Raw genomic sequence first — 17,420 nt, forward strand, 5'->3', positions numbered from 1 at the left:
TAGCCTTACGTTAACGTCAATCTGGGTCTCTGCTCACCAGCAGTCGATTTGACTCAAATGTGTGAGGAACGGAGCCCGGAATAAGGTCTAGGCTTAAAAAACGCGGCGTTAATCCACCTCTGGCTATGTGAATTCTTCATATGCATGTTTATGGAATAGAAGAACACCTTGCTAAAACCTGGCTGATGCTGGTCGGCGAGCAGCTGAGCTTTGTGGCGCAAGCCATCACCCCGGCTGAGTTGCAGGCCCAGCACTATTTTGTGGTGGCCTTGCACCCGACGCCCAAAGGGCATCTGGCGGGTGTCGGCCTGGCGATTGCTGAGGACGATGCACGTAACCTGGCCAGTCATATGTTCGACTTGGCCATCGCAGAGTTGGGTGCAGGGGAGGTGGCCGATGCCTGTGGCGAATTGAGCAATATCTTCGCCAGCGGTGTGCCCGGCCATGTCGACAGTGATCTGGTTCTCGATCTCGGTTTGCCGGCACGCTTAACTGCCGAGCAGTTCCTCAGTGTATTAGCGGCCAGTACGATCAGCGGCAGTTACATTACTCAGCAACGCGAGCATCACATCCAAGTGATTATTTTTGAGAGTTTGAACTTGCCCCCCGCTAACGGTTGGAGCCCCGCACCATGACTTTTGTTTTAATCCCAGCCTGCAGAGGGAGCGTCCTATGAAGTTCTTGATTGTCGATGACAGTCGTGCTGTTCAGGCCATCATCAAACGTATCTTGGAGAATACCGGTTACCGCGAGATCGAATTGCGCACGGCGTTGAGCGGCGATGAGGCGCTGGAGATTTTGGAAGGGTGGAAGCCTGATCTGATCCTTACCGACTGGCATATGCCGGGTATGACCGGGCTGGAGTTGTTGCAGACGATTCGTCAATTGGACATGCTCGACATTAAAGTTGGTTTTGTGACCACCGAATCTTCGGCCCGTCATCTGGATGAAGCCCACCGCAATGGTGCAGCCTTTGTAGTGAACAAACCGTTCAACACTGAAGAACTTAAGCAAGCCGTGCTGTCCGTGTTGCAGGATGCCGACGGTGTTGAGGACGCCATTGAAGCCGCTGCACCTTCGCCAGCAGCGGCCGTTGCAACGCCGAAACAGCCCATTGATGTCGCTGAAATAGCCTCAATCCTCAGTCTCTCCTCGATTGTCTGCAAGATTGAACGCATCGAGCCGGTGCCTATCGAACACGTCAAGTTGCCCTATGTCATCGGCATTTTCAGCGCCCCGGACAGCAAAAGCGTGGATGCGGTCTGCCTGATGGACCTCAACGCCGCCTGCATGCTGGGCGGTGCCATGGCCAAGCAAAGCGCGGATCAGGTCAAGGCGGCGATCTTGGGCAAAACCCTTAACCGCGACGTCTACGAAAACTGCACCTCCTTTTTAAGTGATTTGTCCGGGATGATTTCACGCAGTTCAGGCAAACGCTGCACGCTGTCGAGCAGCCATCTGGTGCAAAAGCCCTTCGGCAAGTTATTTGAACTGATGGGTAACAACTATGGCCGTGCGGATTTCAGCATCTCCTTTCCGGCTTACGGCGACGGTTTCATCTCGGTGCTGCTGAGCTAAAAACGTTCAACCGTGCAGGTAGTCTGATGAACGATTTAAGTCACTTGGAACTGGGCATCATGTTGGCGGTTGCCGCCAACCTGTTGCTGGTCGCGGTAGTCGCTGGCTTAACTGCATGGATTTATCTTCAGTTATCAAACCGCCAACCGCCGGAGGAGGTGGAGCAAGCGCAACAAGCGGATGCCGCCGAAACACGTGCCAACAATATATTGCTGACAGACATGTTAAATGAGGTCAGTGAGCACAGCGTTGAACCCTTTGATAAGGCACTGAGTCAGGGGTATGAACTGGCTTCATCCATTGAGGGAGTTACAGCGGCCAACTATGCCGAGTGGAAGCTTCAGCACCAATCCGAGCTTGATGCACTGATCGCCAATCGAGCTGAAATGGAGTTCAAGCTTGATGACCTCAAAGCCAAGCTTGATCGTGCTCATAAACTGGTCACCACCCTGCACGCACACAAGCGCCAGACGGATTCGCGCGTTGATAAGCTGGGTTCGTTGCAAGCCAAGGTTGAGCAGCTAAAAGAACAAATGACTCATTTGCAAACGAAAGGTGAGCAAGGCCAGGATGATGTCACGGAACTTCGCAAACAATTGCTCAACAGCAAGCAGCAGTTGAGCGAGGTTGAAAACCAGTTGCAGGTGTATGAAGAACAAGGGCGCCAGCAGCAGGTCAAGTTTCAACATTTGCGTGAAGAAATGGCTTACCTACAGACTCAGCGCGAACAAAGCCTAGCTGAAGCGGTGGAGTTAAGGCGGTTGCTCAGTGATGCCAAGCAGCAAGGGCTTGATCAGGTAGAGCATCATCATCGGGAAATTGAAGAGCAGAATCGGCTGCTCACGCTGTTGCGCGAAGAGTCTGAATTGCTACGCGGGCAATTGGAGCGCGAGCGCGATGTGTTGTCACGCACCCTGTTGGAAAAAGACTTTATCGAAAGCGCCTTTTTGGAAACTGATGCGGCCACCGATCAACTCCTCAAATTCAAAAGCGACTATGAGGAACTGCAAAAGGCACACCGCTTGTTGCAGCTAAAAACCAATGCAAGCGGTAGCTGAATGCGTTTAACACCGGGTTAAACGCATCCCGTAAACGCGTTATGGCTGCTCAGATTTTTCCCGCGCGCACACCAGTTGGCACAGCTCAATGATCTGCTCGCGCATCCAACGGTTGGCGGGGTCCTGATCGGTGCTTTCGTGCCAGTACAGGTGCGTTTCCAGCGGCGTCATGTCCTTGACGGGCAATTCCACATAATGCAGGTCATTGCGCTTGGCAAAACGCTCCGGCACGGTCATGGCCATGTCGGTGGTTTGCAGCACGGTGGTGGCCATCAGGTAGTGCTGTGAGCGCAGGGCTATCTTGCGCTGCATGCCTTGCCGGCCCAAGGCCAGATCCACGTGGCCCAGGCCGCTGCGCCGGCTGGAAATGTGGATATGGGTCAGGGCCATGTATTCATCCAGGCTGATTTTGTCTTTATTGAGTGGGTGACCACGGCGCATGGCGCAGACGTAGCGGTCCTCCATCAGCTTGACGTGACGCACCTGCGGATCGGTATTGAGCGGCGCGTCGACGGCAAAGTCCAAGCGGCCGGCGGCCAGTTCCTTGGTGGTGTCACGGCGGCGGGCCAGCATGCTCTCGATATTGACGTTGGGGGCCATGCGCCGCAGGCGCTGAAACAACGGCGGCAGAATGACTGCCTCGGTCAGGTCGGTCATGCTGATGCGAAAAGTTTTGTTGGCCTGTGCGGGGTTGAAAATACGACTTTCCTGCACCGAGATGCGCAATTGCTGCAATGCATTGCGCACCGGACCAATGATGTTTTGTGCCATGGGCGTGGGCACCATGCCTTGCGCGGTGCGCACAAACAGCGGGTCGTTGAAGGTTTCACGCAGGCGGGCCAGGGCATTGGACACCGCCGGCTGCGTGATGCCGACAATTTGCCCGGCGCGTGTCAGGTTGGCCTCGGTGTAGATGGCATCGAAGACGACAAACAGGTTGAGGTCGACCTTGTTCAGATTCATTGCACGCTCGCTCCGCAGGTTGTCAGCATCAGTTGGACATATATCGGTGATGAATGTTTATACACGGCGAGAATAGATTAGGTAAATCCTTAGCCCTGATCTAGCATCATTTTCACTTCATCACATTTCCTCACAATCAGTGTCAGAAGGTAGCCCCCATGGATTTCGCCTACTCCCCCAAGGTTCAGGAACTGCGTGAACGCGTCACCGCGTTTATGGAGACCCATGTCTATCCAGCCGAAGCCATCTTTGAGCAGCAGGTCAATGAGGGCGATCGTTGGCAGCCAACGGCCATCATGGAAGAACTGAAAGCCAAGGCTAAAGCCGAAGGTTTGTGGAACCTGTTTCTGCCTGACTCTGAACTGGGCGCCGGCCTGACCAACACCGAATACGCGCCGCTGGCTGAAATCATGGGCAGCTCACTGATTGGTGCCGAGCCGTTCAACTGCGCCGCACCTGACACCGGCAACATGGAAGTGCTGGTGCGTTATGCCAACGAAGCACAGAAAGAGCAGTGGCTGAAGCCGCTGCTAGACGGCACCATCCGCTCCGCATTTGCCATGACTGAGCCGGCGGTGGCGTCCTCCGATGCCACCAACATGCAGGCCCGTGCCGTGCGTGAAGGGGATGAGTGGGTGATCAACGGCCGTAAATGGTGGACTTCAGGTGCCTGTGATCCGCGCTGCAAGATCATGATTTTCATGGGCCTGACTAACCCGGATGGCCCACGCCATCAGCAACACTCGATGATTCTGGTGCCCATGGATGCGCCTGGTGTGAAAGTGCTGCGTCCGCTGCCGGTCTTCGGTTACGACGACGCCCCGCATGGCCACGCCGAAGTGCTGTTCGAGAACGTGCGCGTGCCCTATGAAAACGTTTTGCTGGGTGAGGGCCGTGGTTTTGAAATTGCTCAGGGTCGCCTTGGCCCGGGCCGTATCCACCACTGCATGCGCTCCATCGGCATGGCTGAACGCGCGCTGAAATTGATGTGTGAGCGCTCGATCAGCCGCACCGCCTTTGGCAAGCCGCTGGCCCGTCTGGGTGGCAACATCGATCACATCGCCGACTCGCGCATGGAGATCAATATGGCGCGTCTGCTGACGCTGAACGCCGCTTATATGATGGACACCGTGGGCAACAAGATCGCCGCCAGCGAAATCGCTCAGATCAAAGTCGTGGCGCCGAATGTGGCGCTGAAGGTGATTGACCGCGCGATTCAGATTCACGGCGGTGCAGGGGTCTCCAACGATTTCCCGCTGGCCTACTGGTATGCCATGCAGCGTACCCTGCGTCTGGCTGATGGTCCGGACGAAGTGCATCGCGCAGCTATTGGCAAGTTTGAGATCGGCAAGTACGTGTCCAAGGACATGATGAAAGCCAGCCGTTAACCTCTAGTGGCTACAGAAAGCCCAAGGCCCGCAGATGCGGGTCTTGGGCTTTTTCGTTAATGGCTCATTTCCGGAGGCGCAACTTCACTACCCAGCGCCTGGGTTTGTTGCAGCCAGACCAGGCGCATATGCAGCTGGGCGGCAAAGGCGCGGGCGGCGTGTTCTTCGTGAAAGGTCAAGGTGCGGCGTCCCATGCGCACCTGCCAATGCAGTTTCCCGCGCTGGTGCAGGGCCTCGATGACAACTTCGGGTACGTTCAAACGACTTAATCCTGTAGACGCTGATCGCGGGTTTTCAGTAGCGACAGGATCACCCCGCCGGCCAGCAGACCCAGGGTCATGCTGAGTGAGAGCAGGGCGGGAACCTTGACGATATCGTGGAGGAATATCTTGCCACCGATAAACATCAGAACCAATGCCAGGGCGTACTTCAGGTAAATGAAGCGGTGCATCAGCGCGGCCAGGGCAAAGTACAGCGAACGCAGGCCGAGGATGGCGAAGATGTTCGAGGTGTAGACGATAAACGGATCCTGGGAGATGGCCAGCACCGCCGGTACGCTGTCCACGGCAAACACCAGGTCGGCCAGCTCGATCAGGATCAGTGCCAGCAGCAGAGGTGTGGCATGCAGGCGGTGCTTACCCGTTTTTCTATCCGGCTTGCGCAGCAGAAAGCGCCCCTCGTGCATATCCTCGGTTACCCGAATATGCTTGCGCAGGAACTGCAGCAAACGGTTCTGGCTCAGGTCAGGGTGTTGTTCTTCCTGAGCCGAAAGCATGCGCACCCCGGTGAACAGCAGAAATGCGCCGAACAGGTACAGCACCCATTCGACGTTCTGTACCAGCGCCGTGCCCAGGCCAATCATGATCGCTCGCAGCACCACCACGCCGAGAATGCCCCAGAACAGCACGCGATGCTGATACTGCCGCGGAATAGCGAAGAAACCGAGAATCATCGCCATGACGAACACATTGTCCATCGACAGTGACTGTTCAACCAGAAAACCGGTGTAGAACTCCAGCGCCTTGGTAGCGCCCAACTGCCACCAGATCCAGCCGCCAAAGGCCACCCCAACGCTGAAGTAGCCGCTGTACAACAGCAGGCTCTCGCGCATCTCGATCTCATGCTCGTTGCGGTGCAAGACGCCGAGATCAAGCACCAGCAGGCCGATGATAATCAGGGCAAAGGTCAGCCAGAACCAGCCAGGAGTACCGAAAAGCGGAGTGTTGAGCGCGCCGAATAGACTGTCCATGGAGCCACCTCGAATGCCTGCCTAAGTTGAGGATCAACTCAGTGACTCCGACATCACGGTGATGACTCACCGCCAGAGGGGCCCGGCGTCACGCTTAAGTAAGGTTAGCAGGCCCAACAGCAGTTTCCCCTAGAACCTTTTTACAACCTGCTGCGCCTTGGCCCTGCTGCGTTACAAGCAGGCTCGGAATGCTCATTTACAACTCGTAAACTCCGCTTTCTCGCCTGCTTTAGCCTTGCATGTCTCTAGCTCGCGAGGTCGTAAACAGCTTCTTAGTACACCCAGACTTCCACCCGACGGTTCTTGATCCGGCCGTCATCTGCGGTGTTGGCAGCTACCGGCAGCTCATCGCCGAGACCGATAATGTCGCGGAAGATCACCCCTTGCTTGTTCAGCTCACGGCGCACGGCCATGGCGCGCAGCTTGGACAGCAGCTCGGCGCGTGCCGTATCAGCCTTGGCATCGCCAAAGCCGACCAGCACCACCTTGTTGCGCAGCTTGTCCTGGGTTTTCAGGTAGCTCATCAGCCGTTTGATGTCGCGTAAGGCCTTGTTATCGAGGTTGGCGCTGCCCTCCTGGAAGCGAAAATTCACCGACAGCCGTTGCGCGTCCTTGGCCAGTTCCTGGTAGGACGCTGGCATATCCGGGTTCTGCGGGATTTTCACCGCCTGTACGGTCTGCGCGATAAACCCGTTCTGGTCGACAATCGCCTGGCCGCGTGGGCTGTGCGCGAACCTCACCAGGGCTAGCGCCCAGGGGTTCTGCAACTCCGGTTGGTTGTAGAGAAACAGGCGACGCGACAGCGGATAGTCTTCGGTGGCGATCAGGGTCAGGCTTGGCAGCATCGGTTGCGATTTGCCGGCAGCAATCGCCACAGCCTTGGCCTGGCGGATATAAGGCAGGCCGATAAAGCCGATGCCATTAGGGTCCTGGCTGACGGCGTCGGAGAGCTTCTCGCTGTTCTCGAAACGCTTGGCGCTGGCGGCCAGACTCTTGCCATTGGCACTCAGCACCAGCTCCTTGAAGGTGTCGAAGGTGCCGGATTTGTCATCACGGGCATACAGGGTGATGGCACCGGCGGGGGCGCCGAGTTGCGCCCAATCCTTGATCTCACCGGCAAAGATCTGCGCCAGTTGCTCGGTGCTCAATGCACCGAGTGGGTTGGTGGGGTGAAGAATGATCGCCAGGCCGTCGAGGGCGATGATCTGTTCGGCGCTCGGGCTTTGCAGGTCACCAAAGGCTTGCAGGCTGGCCACCTCGCTGTCCTTGATCGGCCGTGATGAGGCGGCCAGATCAGCGCTGCCGTCGCCCAGGGCAACGAAACCGGTGCCAGAACCGTGGGCGGCAACTTCGATGCTCACGCTGCGGCCGTCGCTGGTCTTGCCAATGATCTTCTGCTCATTATCGGCATTGCCGGCTTCGATGCGGATCGCACTCAGGCCTTGCTCTTCCAGCAGCCCTTTGACCAACGCCGGCCCCAGTCGCGCACCAATGGTGTTGGAACCCTGGATACGCAGCACGCTGCTGTTATCGCTGGGGACGGGCAGAGCGGCAAACACTGACCAAGGCAGGGCGTAGCAGATTGAGCCGAGCAGCAGAAAGCTGATGGTACGAATCCACGTTTCGTGATCTGAGGCTGAGCGGGCACGCGACATGCGGCAAACACCTTGTATGGGTGAGTGAAAGTGCCGCGACGATAAGACAAAAAAGTGACTGCAATATGACAGTCACTGTTGTCTGCGATGGCTCTGCAATGGGCTTACAGGCCTAAATCCAGCCAGATGGGCGCATGGTCAGAGGGTTTCTCCATGCCACGCAGGTCGTAATCGACTCCCGCATCCTTGATTCGCCCTTGCAGTGCCTGGGAGGCGAGAATCACGTCGATGCGCAGGCCGCGCTTGGGCTCATCCTCAAAACCACGGCTACGGTAATCAAACCAACTGAACCGATCATTCACGGTGGGGTTGAGGTGGCGGAAGCTGTCAACCAGGCCCCAGTTCTTCAGGGTGGCCAGCCACTCGCGCTCTTCTGGCAGAAAGCTGCATTTACCGGTTTTCAGCCAGCGCAGACGATTGGGTTCGCCAATGCCGATGTCGCAGTCTTCCGGCGAAATATTGATATCGCCCATCACCACCAGCGGCTGCTCTGGGCTGAACTGGCTGAGCAGCAGTTGCTGCAAGTCGGCATAAAAACGTTGCTTGGCCGGGAACTTGGTGGGGTGGTCGCGGCTTTCACCTTGCGGGAAGTAACCGTTCATCACCGTCACCGGGTTGCCCTGGGCATCGGCGAAGGTGCCGTAGATAAAACGCCGCTGCGCGTCCTCCGCATCCCCAGGGAAACCCTTGTGCAGGCTCAGGGGTTGCTGGCGCGAGAGCAGGGCGACGCCGTAATGGCCCTTCTGTCCGTGGTAATGCACGTGATAACCAAGCTGACGAATGTCGGCCTCGGGGAACTGCTCGTCGGCGACTTTGGTTTCCTGCAGGCCGATTACATCCGGCTGATGCTTTTCGATCAGCGCTGCCAGTTGATGCGGGCGGGCACGCAGGCCATTGATATTGAAGGAGACGATCTTCATGGGCGGCAGTCCTGAATAAGGCAGCTGGATGGCCGGCAATGCTAGCCCACTGAGCGCGCCATCGGCCAGCCTGTGGCGGTGCTGGGTGGCCGGTGCTAACGTGGCTGCAGGCCCAATAAATCAAGAACAACAGAGGTCACCCTGATGCCTGACAGTCTCGCCGAAGTTCGTTTGCTCGATAGCGGTTATGCCCGTGAAGCCCGCTCCTTGTTGTATCAGGCCTACCGCCATGACCCCACATTCGCCTACCTGTTTGAAGCGGAGCGGCCGGGCTATGACCAGCGCGTACGCGCCACGGTACGTGAGTTGGTGCAACAGCATTTTGCCGAAGACCTGCCCGCCATCGGTTTGCTGATTGATGATCGGTTGATCGGCATGGCCCTGATCGCACCGCCACAGCGGCGCAAGGACATTACCGAAAGCTGGGCCTGGCGCATGCGTATGCTGTTGACCACCGGTTTTCGTTGCACCAAGCGCTATCTGGAATACCACGATGCAGTGATTGCCTGCCTGCCTCCGGGGCCTTATCACGTGCTGCCGCTACTCGGTATTCACCCGCAATACCAGGGCCAGCGTCTTGGTGAACAACTGCTCGAAGCACTGCACAACTGGTGCGCCGAAGATGCCAGTTCCCAGGGGGTGGTGCTGGATACCGGCAATGGACATTACCTGGAGTTCTATAAGCGTCAGGGGTATGAAGAGATCGGTGTGGTGGCCATCGGCCCGATAATCGAGCACGTGTTCTTCCATCCAAACCCACAGGTCACGGTCAAGGCCAGCGCCTGAAAGCCGCGACGCGGGATACACCGCGTCGCAACTATTTGCCGGCAGTGCGGCTCTAAGTCGGCCCTTGGCTCGTGCTAGCATCGCCTCATGTCTGTGTTCCCAAACCTTGTCAGTGGGTTCTGCCTGCTTTTGTTGAGTGCTGCGGCCCTGGCCGAAGCCCAGCTGCGCGTGCGGGTTGAGCCGGCCAACAGCGCGCTGAAAAGCAATATCGAGGGCTATATCGGCAGTTTGGGCGAGCGCGATGCCGAGGCCTTGCAACGCTATCGTCGGGTTGCCGAAAACCAGGCAGAAAAAGCCGCCCAGGCCCTGGGCTACTACCAGGCGCAGATCACGACTGAAGTTAGCTCAGGCGCAACACCGCGCCTGAGCGTGCGCATTCGGCCGGGTGAACCCGTGCGTTTGCGTGATGTGGTGGTGCGCGTTGAAGGACCAGCGGCGCAACTGCGCGCTTTTCGTACACCCAATAACCCGCAATTGCGGGGCGGGGCGCAGCTTAACCACGGTCATTACGATGCGGCCAAGCGCGAAATTCAGACTCAAGCCTCGCGTTATGGCTTCTTCGCCGGGCGCTTTAGCAGGCAGCGACTGACAATTGACCCCGAGGCTGGGGTTGCCGATATCGAGCTGATCTATCTCAGCGGGCCGCGCTATCAGCTGGGCGAGGTCAGTTTTGTCGGCGATGCGCCCTTCGATGAACAATTGCTGCAACGCATGGTGCCGTTCCCGACGCACCAGCCCTATGACTCGGCGCTGATTGCCGAGCTGTATCAGGCGCTGCGTTCCAGCGGTTATTTCGAGTCGGTGCAGGTGGACGCCAACCCCAGCACTGCCACTGGTGAGCAGATCCCCGTGCAGGTTCAATTGCAGGTGCGCAAACCGCGCAGCATGGGCCTGGGTTTGGGCTTCTCGACTGATGTTGGCCCGCGCGGCCGGGCCAACTGGACGCGGCACTGGGCCAATCCGCAGGGGCATAGCTATGGCGCGGAGTTGGAGCTGTCCGCACCGCGGCAGAATGTTGGCCTGTGGTACGACGTGCCGCTCGATCCACCACTGACCGACAAGTTGCGTATCGCTGGCGGTTATCAGGCCGAAGACCTGGCCAATACCGACAGCAGCAGCCGTCTGCTGACCGTCGGCCCGGAATGGCATAGCAAACTCGACAGCGGCTGGCAGCGCGTGTTGTCGCTGAAATGGCAGCACGAACAGTACGACCTGGGCGATGACGCGGGGACCAGCACGCTGCTGATGCCAGGCCTGAGTTATTCCTACCTGCACAGCGATAACCAGATCGACCCCAACCACGGCTATCGCTTGCAGTTCGACCTGTCTGGTGCGGCCAAAGGGCTGCTGTCCGATGCCAATGTGCTGCACGGCAATATCCAGCTCAAAGGTCTGACCACCTTATTCAAGCGCCATCGACTGCTGGGGCGGGTGCAGGTGGGTGGCACTGAATCCGATGGGTTTTCAAAGGTGCCGCCGTCGCTGCGCTTCTTCGCGGGGGGTGACCAGAGCGTGCGCGGCTATGACTACCAGAGCCTGTCGCCGGAAAACCGTGCGGGCGACAAGATCGGCGGACGCTACCTGTTTACCAGCAGCCTGGAATACCAATACAGCCTGACCGAGCGCTGGCGCCTGGCGAGCTTCTTCGATCAGGGCAATACCTTCGATTCGCTGCAGATTCCCTCGTTGAAAAGCGCGGTGGGCCTTGGCGTGCGCTGGGTGTCGCCGCTCGGGCCGCTGCGCCTGGATCTGGCACATCCGCTGGATAATCAGGGCGGCGTGCGCCTGCATTTCTCCATGGGGCCGGAACTGTGAAGCGCTGGTTACGCAATGTGCTGTTCAGTCTGCTTGGGCTGCTGCTGGTGTTAGCCATCAGCATGTGCCTGCTGCTGGGCACCCAAGGCGGCAGTCGCTGGTTATTGGCGCAGGTGCCGGGCTTGCAGGTGGACGACTTCGATGGGCGCTTGGGCGGCAGCTGGCGCGCGACACAGCTGCGCTGGCAGCAGGGCGAGAATAGTGTGCAGGTAATGGCGCCTAGCCTGGATTGGTCGCCGGCCTGTCTACTGCGTCTGACCCTGTGTATCCAGCAACTGCGTAGCGGGCCGATCAACTTGGTTTTTCCTGACGATGAGCAGCCCAGCAGCGAGCCGTTCAGTCTGCCGGACCTGAGCCTGCCGCTGGCGTTGCAACTGGGGCAGGTGCAGATCGACAGCCTGCAGCTCAATGGCGTCGAACAGCTGCAAGGGCTGCAGCTGGCCGCGCGTTGGACTGCGCAGGGCATTCAGATCGATAACCTCAGCTTGCATATCGCCGATCTGCAGGTGGTGTTGCAGGGCCAGGTGCAAACCTCGGGCAACTGGCCGCTGCAACTGAACGGACAACTGCGATTGCCTGCGCCCGAGCAGCAGGCTTGGCCGCTGGCATTGCAGCTCAACGGTGAACTGCGCGAACGGGTGCAACTGACAGCCAATAGCAGCGGGTATCTGCAGGGTGAATTGACGGGCTGGTTGCAGCCTTTGGCTGAACACTTGCCAGCGCAACTGCGTTTGCAGGTCGCCAGCTTCAAGGCCAGCGCCGAGTTGCCCGATACGTTGAATCTTGAGCAGATTGAGCTCAATGCCCAAGGCGATCTGCGGGATGGCTATCAGATCACTGGCAGTGCCAGGTTGTCGGCAGCCGAGGGGGCGATTGCCCTGGCGCTGGAGGGGCTGCTCAACGCTGACGGTGCGACCATCCGCAACTTGAGCTTGTCTGCCGCCCCTGAGCAGCAGGTACAGCTCAGTGGCGAGTTGAACTGGCAGCAGGGTCTGAGCCTGGACAGCCGCTTCAATTGGCAGAACTTCCCCTGGCAGCGGCTTTATCCGCTGGAGGAACCTGTGCCGGTGACATTGCGGGTGCTCAAGGGTGAACTGGCTTATCAGGATGGCAACTACCTTGGGCATTTCGCCGCCAAGCTGGATGGCCCGGCCGGTGCCTTTAGCCTGCAAAGTCCGCTGAGTGGCGATCTGCAAAATCTGTATTTACCTGAACTGCGCCTGCACGCTGGCCAGGGTCGCGCCGAAGGCCAGGTCAGCCTGGGTTTTGCCGAGCCGCTGAGCTGGGATGTGCGTTTGCAGTTAAGTCAGCTCGACCCGGCCTACTGGCTGGCCGAGCTGCCCGGCACACTTGCCGGACCGTTGAACAGCTCCGGCAGCCTGAGCGATCAGCAGCTCAACCTCACCGCTGATATCGACCTCAGCGGTCGCTTGCGCGGTCAGCCGGCCAAGCTGCTGGCGAAGTTTACCGGCGGCCTGGAGCAGGGCGAGCTGACGGCGTTGGATATTCGCCTGGGCGATAACCGCATCAGTGGCAAGGCCGCCTTGCAGCAACAGCTGAGTGGTCAGTTGCTACTAACGATGCCGCGACTGGGCCAGCTGTGGCCGGGTCTACAGGGTCAGCTCAATGGCCAGCTGGATTTGGCCGGCAACCTGCAAGCCCCCCAGGGCCAATTGCAGCTGCAAGGTCAGCGCCTGGCTTTTGCCGACCAGCGCCTGCAACAACTCAAACTCGACGCCAATCTGAACAGCGCCCAGCGTAGCCGGCTCACCCTGGATGCGCAGGGCATTCAGCTCGGTGAAACTGACCTGGGCCGTCTGACTGCCACAGCCGCCGCGGATCAGCAGCAACAGAGCCTTGAACTGCAGCTGCAAGGCCCCTTGCTGCAAAGTCAGCTGGCCCTGGCCGGCAAGCTGGACAAGGGTAACTGGCGCGGCAGCCTGAGCCGTGGCGAGATACAAAGCAGCGGCCAGGACTGGCGCTTGCAGCAGCCGGCCACACTGGTGCGGCTGGCCAATGGGCAGCTCAGCCTGGGCGCGCATTGCTGGCGTTCTGGTGATGCCAGCCTGTGTGGCACGGAGCAGCGCCTGCTGCCGCAGCCCACGCTGAACTACCAGCTGAGCAACTTCCCCATGGAAAGTTTGGCGGCCCTGTGGCCCAAGGATTTCGCCTGGCAAGGCGAGTTGAATGGTCGGCTGCAGCTGCATATGCCGGCCAGCGGCCCGAATGGCAGCCTGGAACTGGATGCCGGCAGCGGCATCTGGCGCATTCGTGATCAGCAACAGTGGCTGGAGTTTGCCTACGACAGCCTGCGCCTGAGTACACAGTTACGCCCGCAGCGCATTGATAGCCTTCTGGAGCTGCATGGCCCAGCCATGGGTGAGCTGTCGCTGCAGGCGCAGCTTGATCCGCGCCCGGCGAGCAAGCCGCTGTCTGGCAACTTCCGCCTCAATGGTCTGGACTTGGCGCTGGCTCGCCCGTTTGTGCCGATGGTCGAGCGTATTGCCGGGCAGCTGAATGGCGCGGGCAGCTTGTCGGGTGGGCTGTTGGCGCCGCAGATCAACGGCAACCTGCGCGTGCTTAATGGCGAATTAAGCGGCGCTGAGCTGCCGATGAATATCGAGCAGCTGCAACTGCAGGCGCGTATCGAGGGTGAGCAGCTGCAGTTGGAGGGCGACTGGCGCAGTGGCGAGCAAGGGCAGGGCAGCCTGAATGGCGAGCTGAGCTGGGCTGATGGACTGGTGGCGAACATGCAGCTGCGTGGCAGTCGTCTGCCGGTCACTGTCGAGCCCTATGCCGCGCTGGAGGTCGAGCCGGATCTGCATTTCAGCCTGCGTGATGAGCAACTGTCGCTGGCCGGCAAGGTGCTGATTCCCAGCGGCACGATTGAGGTGCGTGAGTTGCCGCCCTCAACCGTGCAGGTTTCCAGCGATGCTCAGGTGATGGGGCGCGACAGCACTGAGCCACAGGCCACGGCGATTGCCATGGATATTGATGTCGAAGTCGGCCAGCAACGCCTGACCTTCAGCGGCTTTGGCCTGCATGCCGAGCTGCTTGGCCGGTTGCATATCGGCAATGACCTCGACACTCGAGGCGAGCTGAGCCTGAACAAGGGCCGCTTCCGCGCCTATGGCCAGCGCTTGAATGTGCGCCGCGCGCGGCTGTTGTTCGCCGGGCCGATTGATCAGCCATTTCTCGATATCGAGGCGGTGCGTCAGGTGGATGATGTGACGGCCGGCCTGCGCCTGAGTGGCAATGCTGCGCAACCGACCAGCACGGTGTTTTCTGAGCCCGCGATGAGTCAGGAACAGGCGCTGTCCTACCTGATCATGGGACGTCCGCTGGGGCAGGGCGGAGGGGATAACACAATGTTGGCGCAGGCCGCGTTGGCTCTGGGTATGGCCGGCAGTGCATCATTGGTTAACAACGTCGCGCAGGGGCTGGGCATTCGCGACTTTCAACTGGATACCCAGGGCAGTGGTGTGACCACCAGCGTGGTGGCCAGCGGGAACCTGTCCGAGCGCCTGAGCCTGCGTTATGGCGTCGGGGTGTTCGAACCGGCGAACACCATCGCCCTGCGATACGAGCTAAGCCGCAAGCTTTACCTTGAGGCCGCCAGCGGATTGGCCAGCTCTTTGGATCTGTTTTATCGACGTGAATTTTAGCAAGCCAATTTTCTGCGGAACTGTGCTGGATTAAGCCCGTTAATTCGCGTTTAAATTGCGCACTTCGCTCAAAAAATCTGAGCGTTCAAATCTAAACAGTGAAAACCACTGTCCCGGCCTCCCTATACTGACCGCCGCTGATGCCCTGGCCGTCATTGGACTTGCAGGGACAGCCCGATGTGCTGTCTGCCGGCGCGCCAATCCGGTTTGCGCCCTTTAACAGCCCAGCCTACCCGGCAATCGGACAAGCGAGGCTACCCACTTCGCGTTCACTACAAGAATAAGGAAATGAACATGGAGTTTATCAATACCCTGGTCAATCAACTCAACGGCGTGGTCTGGGGACCGCCCATGCTGGTGATGATTCTTGGCACCGGCCTGTTCCTCATGTTGCGCCTGAAATTCATGCCGTTGAGCAAGATCGGTGCAGGCTTCAAGCTGATGTGGCAAGGCCGGCAGAAAGGCGATGCGGAAAGTGGCGAGATCAGCCCATTCCAGGCCTTGATGACTTGCCTGGCCGCCACGGTGGGGACGGGCAACATCGCTGGCGTGGCTACCGCCATTTTCCTCGGTGGCCCAGGTGCACTGTTCTGGATGTGGTGTACCGCACTGGTAGGCATGGCCACCAAATACAGTGAAGTGGTGCTGGCGGTGCACTACCGCGAGAAGGATGAGCGCGGCGAACACGTCGGTGGTCCGATGTATGCGATCAAGAATGGCCTGGGCAAGAAGTGGCTGTGGCTGGGCACAGCGTTTGCCATCTTCGGCGGCTTTGCCGGTTTCGGTATCGGCAACATGGTGCAGGTCAACAGCATGGCAGCCGCCTTGCACACCACCTTCAACATCCCGCTGTGGGTGACCGGTGTGGTGACCATGGTGATCACCGGGCTGGTGATTCTTGGCGGGATCAAGCGCATCGGTAAGGTTGCCGCGTCGCTGGTGCCCTTTATGTGTGTGGCCTACATCATGGCCTCGATTGTGGTGCTGGTGGTGCATGCCGACGCGATTCCGGGTGCATTCGAACTGATCTTCACCCATGCTTTCAGCCCTGTTGCGGCCACGGGCGGTTTTGCTGGTGCAGCGGTCATGGCGGCGATTCGCTTTGGTGTGGCACGCGGCATCTTCTCCAACGAAGCCGGTCTGGGTACTGCGGGTATCGCACAGGCGGCCGGTACCACCAACAGCCCGGTGCGCTCGGGGATGATCGGCATGATCGGCACCTTTATCGACACCATCATCATCTGCTCGATGACCGGTCTGGCAATCATCTGCTCCGGCGTGTGGACCAGCGGTGCCAGCGGGGCGGCCTTGTCGGCCGCGGCTTTTGAGTCGGCCATGCCTGGCGTCGGCGGTTATATCCTGACCATCGCACTGGTGATCTTTGCCTATACCACCATCCTGGGCTGGAGTTACTACGGTGAGCGTTGCTGGGAATACCTGGTAGGCACCAAGGCCATTCTGCCGTTCCGTATACTCTGGGTCCTGGCCGTGCCGTTCGGGGCGATTGCCCAGTTGGACTTTGCCTGGCTGGTGGCCGATACCCTCAATGGCCTGATGGCAATCCCTAACCTGCTGTCGCTGCTGCTGCTCAGCCCGATCGTGGTCAAACTGACCAAGGATCATTTCGCAAAAAATTGATGTGCCGCATGGGCGAGCAGGGTAGTCTGACTTTTTGGTCAGCTATGCTCGCCGTGTTGCAGGGGCGCCGGCTTGCCATTTGGCGGGTTCGCGCCCTTACTTGTTTTCCGCCCCTCAATTGCACAGATAAGGATCAATCCCATGGCACAAGTCACGCTCAAAGGTTCCCCGGTTGAAGTTGCCGGTCAGTTGCCGCAGGTAGGCCAACAGGCCCCGGCGTTCAGCCTGGTCGCCGGCGACCTGAGTGATGTCAGCCTGGCCAGCCTGGCCGGCAAGCGTAAAGTCCTGAACATTTTCCCAAGTGTTGATACCCCAACCTGCGCCACCTCGGTGCGCACCTTCAACACCCGTGCCAGCCAACTGGCCAACACCGTGGTGCTGTGCATTTCCACCGACCTGCCGTTCGCCCAGGCCCGTTTCTGCGGTGCCGAAGGCCTGCAGAACGTGATCAACCTGTCGACCATGCGCGGTGCCGAGTTCCTCAACAACTACGGTGTGGCCATCGCCAGCGGCCCGCTGGTGGGTGTTGCTGCCCGCGCGGTGGTGGTGCTGGATGAGCACGACAAAGTGCTGCACAGCGAATTGGTGAGCGAGATCGCTGACGAGCCGAACTACGACGCGGCCTTGGCTGTTCTCAAGTAACAGCAGGTTAGCGTTGTACCTACGGCCTGCTCTGCAGGCCGTTTTTTTGGGCTGGCCATCTAG

At 59.1% G+C, this 17,420-nt stretch carries 14 protein-coding genes; 9 read left to right on the forward strand and 5 right to left on the reverse strand.

Features of this window, described 5'->3' with window-relative positions; genetic code table 11:
• Window positions 1-140 precede the first annotated feature (140 nt).
• The 3 genes from DBR00_RS02255 to DBR00_RS02265 are packed head-to-tail and all read left to right on the forward strand — an operon-like array spanning window position 141 to window position 2,636.
• The gene (locus tag DBR00_RS02255) at window positions 141-635 is read left to right on the forward strand and encodes a hypothetical protein (RefSeq protein WP_146180656.1); all 495 of its coding nucleotides are present in this window, start codon (window positions 141-143) and stop codon (window positions 633-635) included.
• Between the two features lie 37 nt (window positions 636-672).
• Window positions 673-1,578, forward strand: a complete 906-nt coding sequence (locus DBR00_RS02260; protein ID WP_108488994.1) for a response regulator — start codon at window positions 673-675, stop codon at window positions 1,576-1,578.
• Between the two features lie 26 nt (window positions 1,579-1,604).
• On the forward strand, window positions 1,605-2,636 hold the full coding sequence (locus DBR00_RS02265; RefSeq protein WP_108488993.1) for a hypothetical protein: 1,032 nt from the start codon (window positions 1,605-1,607) through the stop codon (window positions 2,634-2,636).
• A 39-nt stretch (window positions 2,637-2,675) separates the two neighbouring features.
• Here the strand turns inward: DBR00_RS02265 and DBR00_RS02270 are convergent, their stop codons facing one another.
• Window positions 2,676-3,599, reverse strand: coding sequence for a LysR family transcriptional regulator (locus DBR00_RS02270; protein ID WP_108488992.1), 924 nt, complete (start codon window positions 3,597-3,599; stop codon window positions 2,676-2,678).
• Between the two features lie 158 nt (window positions 3,600-3,757).
• Here DBR00_RS02270 and DBR00_RS02275 point away from each other — a divergent pair, with 158 nt between their 5' ends.
• Window positions 3,758-4,987 (forward strand): acyl-CoA dehydrogenase, encoded by a 1,230-nt coding sequence (locus DBR00_RS02275; RefSeq protein WP_108488991.1) that lies wholly within the window; start codon window positions 3,758-3,760, stop codon window positions 4,985-4,987.
• A gap of 56 nt (window positions 4,988-5,043) precedes the next feature.
• On the opposite strand, the gene DBR00_RS02280 is transcribed toward DBR00_RS02275, so the two are convergent.
• From DBR00_RS02280 to xthA, 4 genes are all read right to left on the reverse strand, one after another.
• Window positions 5,044-5,247, reverse strand: a complete 204-nt coding sequence (locus DBR00_RS02280; RefSeq protein WP_108488990.1) for a hypothetical protein — start codon at window positions 5,245-5,247, stop codon at window positions 5,044-5,046.
• A 5-nt stretch (window positions 5,248-5,252) separates the two neighbouring features.
• Window positions 5,253-6,236, reverse strand: coding sequence for a TerC family protein (locus tag DBR00_RS02285; protein ID WP_108488989.1), 984 nt, complete (start codon window positions 6,234-6,236; stop codon window positions 5,253-5,255).
• A gap of 272 nt (window positions 6,237-6,508) precedes the next feature.
• Complete coding sequence (locus DBR00_RS02290; RefSeq protein WP_108488988.1) at window positions 6,509-7,891, reverse strand: substrate-binding domain-containing protein; 1,383 nt, start codon at window positions 7,889-7,891, stop codon at window positions 6,509-6,511.
• Between the two features lie 104 nt (window positions 7,892-7,995).
• Window positions 7,996-8,811 (reverse strand): exodeoxyribonuclease III, encoded by an 816-nt coding sequence (xthA, locus tag DBR00_RS02295; RefSeq protein WP_108488987.1) that lies wholly within the window; start codon window positions 8,809-8,811, stop codon window positions 7,996-7,998.
• 144 nt (window positions 8,812-8,955) lie between these two features.
• Between xthA and DBR00_RS02300 the strand changes: the two genes are divergently transcribed.
• From DBR00_RS02300 to tpx, 5 genes are all read left to right on the forward strand, one after another.
• Complete coding sequence (locus DBR00_RS02300; protein WP_108488986.1) at window positions 8,956-9,597, forward strand: N-acetyltransferase; 642 nt, start codon at window positions 8,956-8,958, stop codon at window positions 9,595-9,597.
• A gap of 87 nt (window positions 9,598-9,684) precedes the next feature.
• Entirely contained in the window at window positions 9,685-11,412 is a 1,728-nt protein-coding gene (locus tag DBR00_RS02305; RefSeq protein ID WP_108488985.1) for an autotransporter assembly complex family protein, read from the forward strand.
• Window positions 11,409-15,077: a translocation/assembly module TamB domain-containing protein gene (locus DBR00_RS02310; protein WP_108538007.1), complete on the forward strand. Its 3,669-nt coding sequence runs from the start codon at window positions 11,409-11,411 to the stop codon at window positions 15,075-15,077. The genes DBR00_RS02305 and DBR00_RS02310 overlap by 4 nt, the downstream gene beginning before the upstream one ends.
• 294 nt (window positions 15,078-15,371) lie before the next feature.
• Complete coding sequence (locus DBR00_RS02315; protein ID WP_108488983.1) at window positions 15,372-16,715, forward strand: sodium:alanine symporter family protein; 1,344 nt, start codon at window positions 15,372-15,374, stop codon at window positions 16,713-16,715.
• Between the two features lie 141 nt (window positions 16,716-16,856).
• Complete coding sequence (gene tpx / locus DBR00_RS02320) at window positions 16,857-17,357, forward strand: thiol peroxidase (protein WP_108488982.1); 501 nt, start codon at window positions 16,857-16,859, stop codon at window positions 17,355-17,357.
• Window positions 17,358-17,420 lie beyond the last annotated feature (63 nt).

Origin of the sequence: Pseudomonas sp. HMWF032 (assembly GCF_003060885.1) — a bacterium.
Classification (GTDB): domain Bacteria; phylum Pseudomonadota; class Gammaproteobacteria; order Pseudomonadales; family Pseudomonadaceae; genus Aquipseudomonas.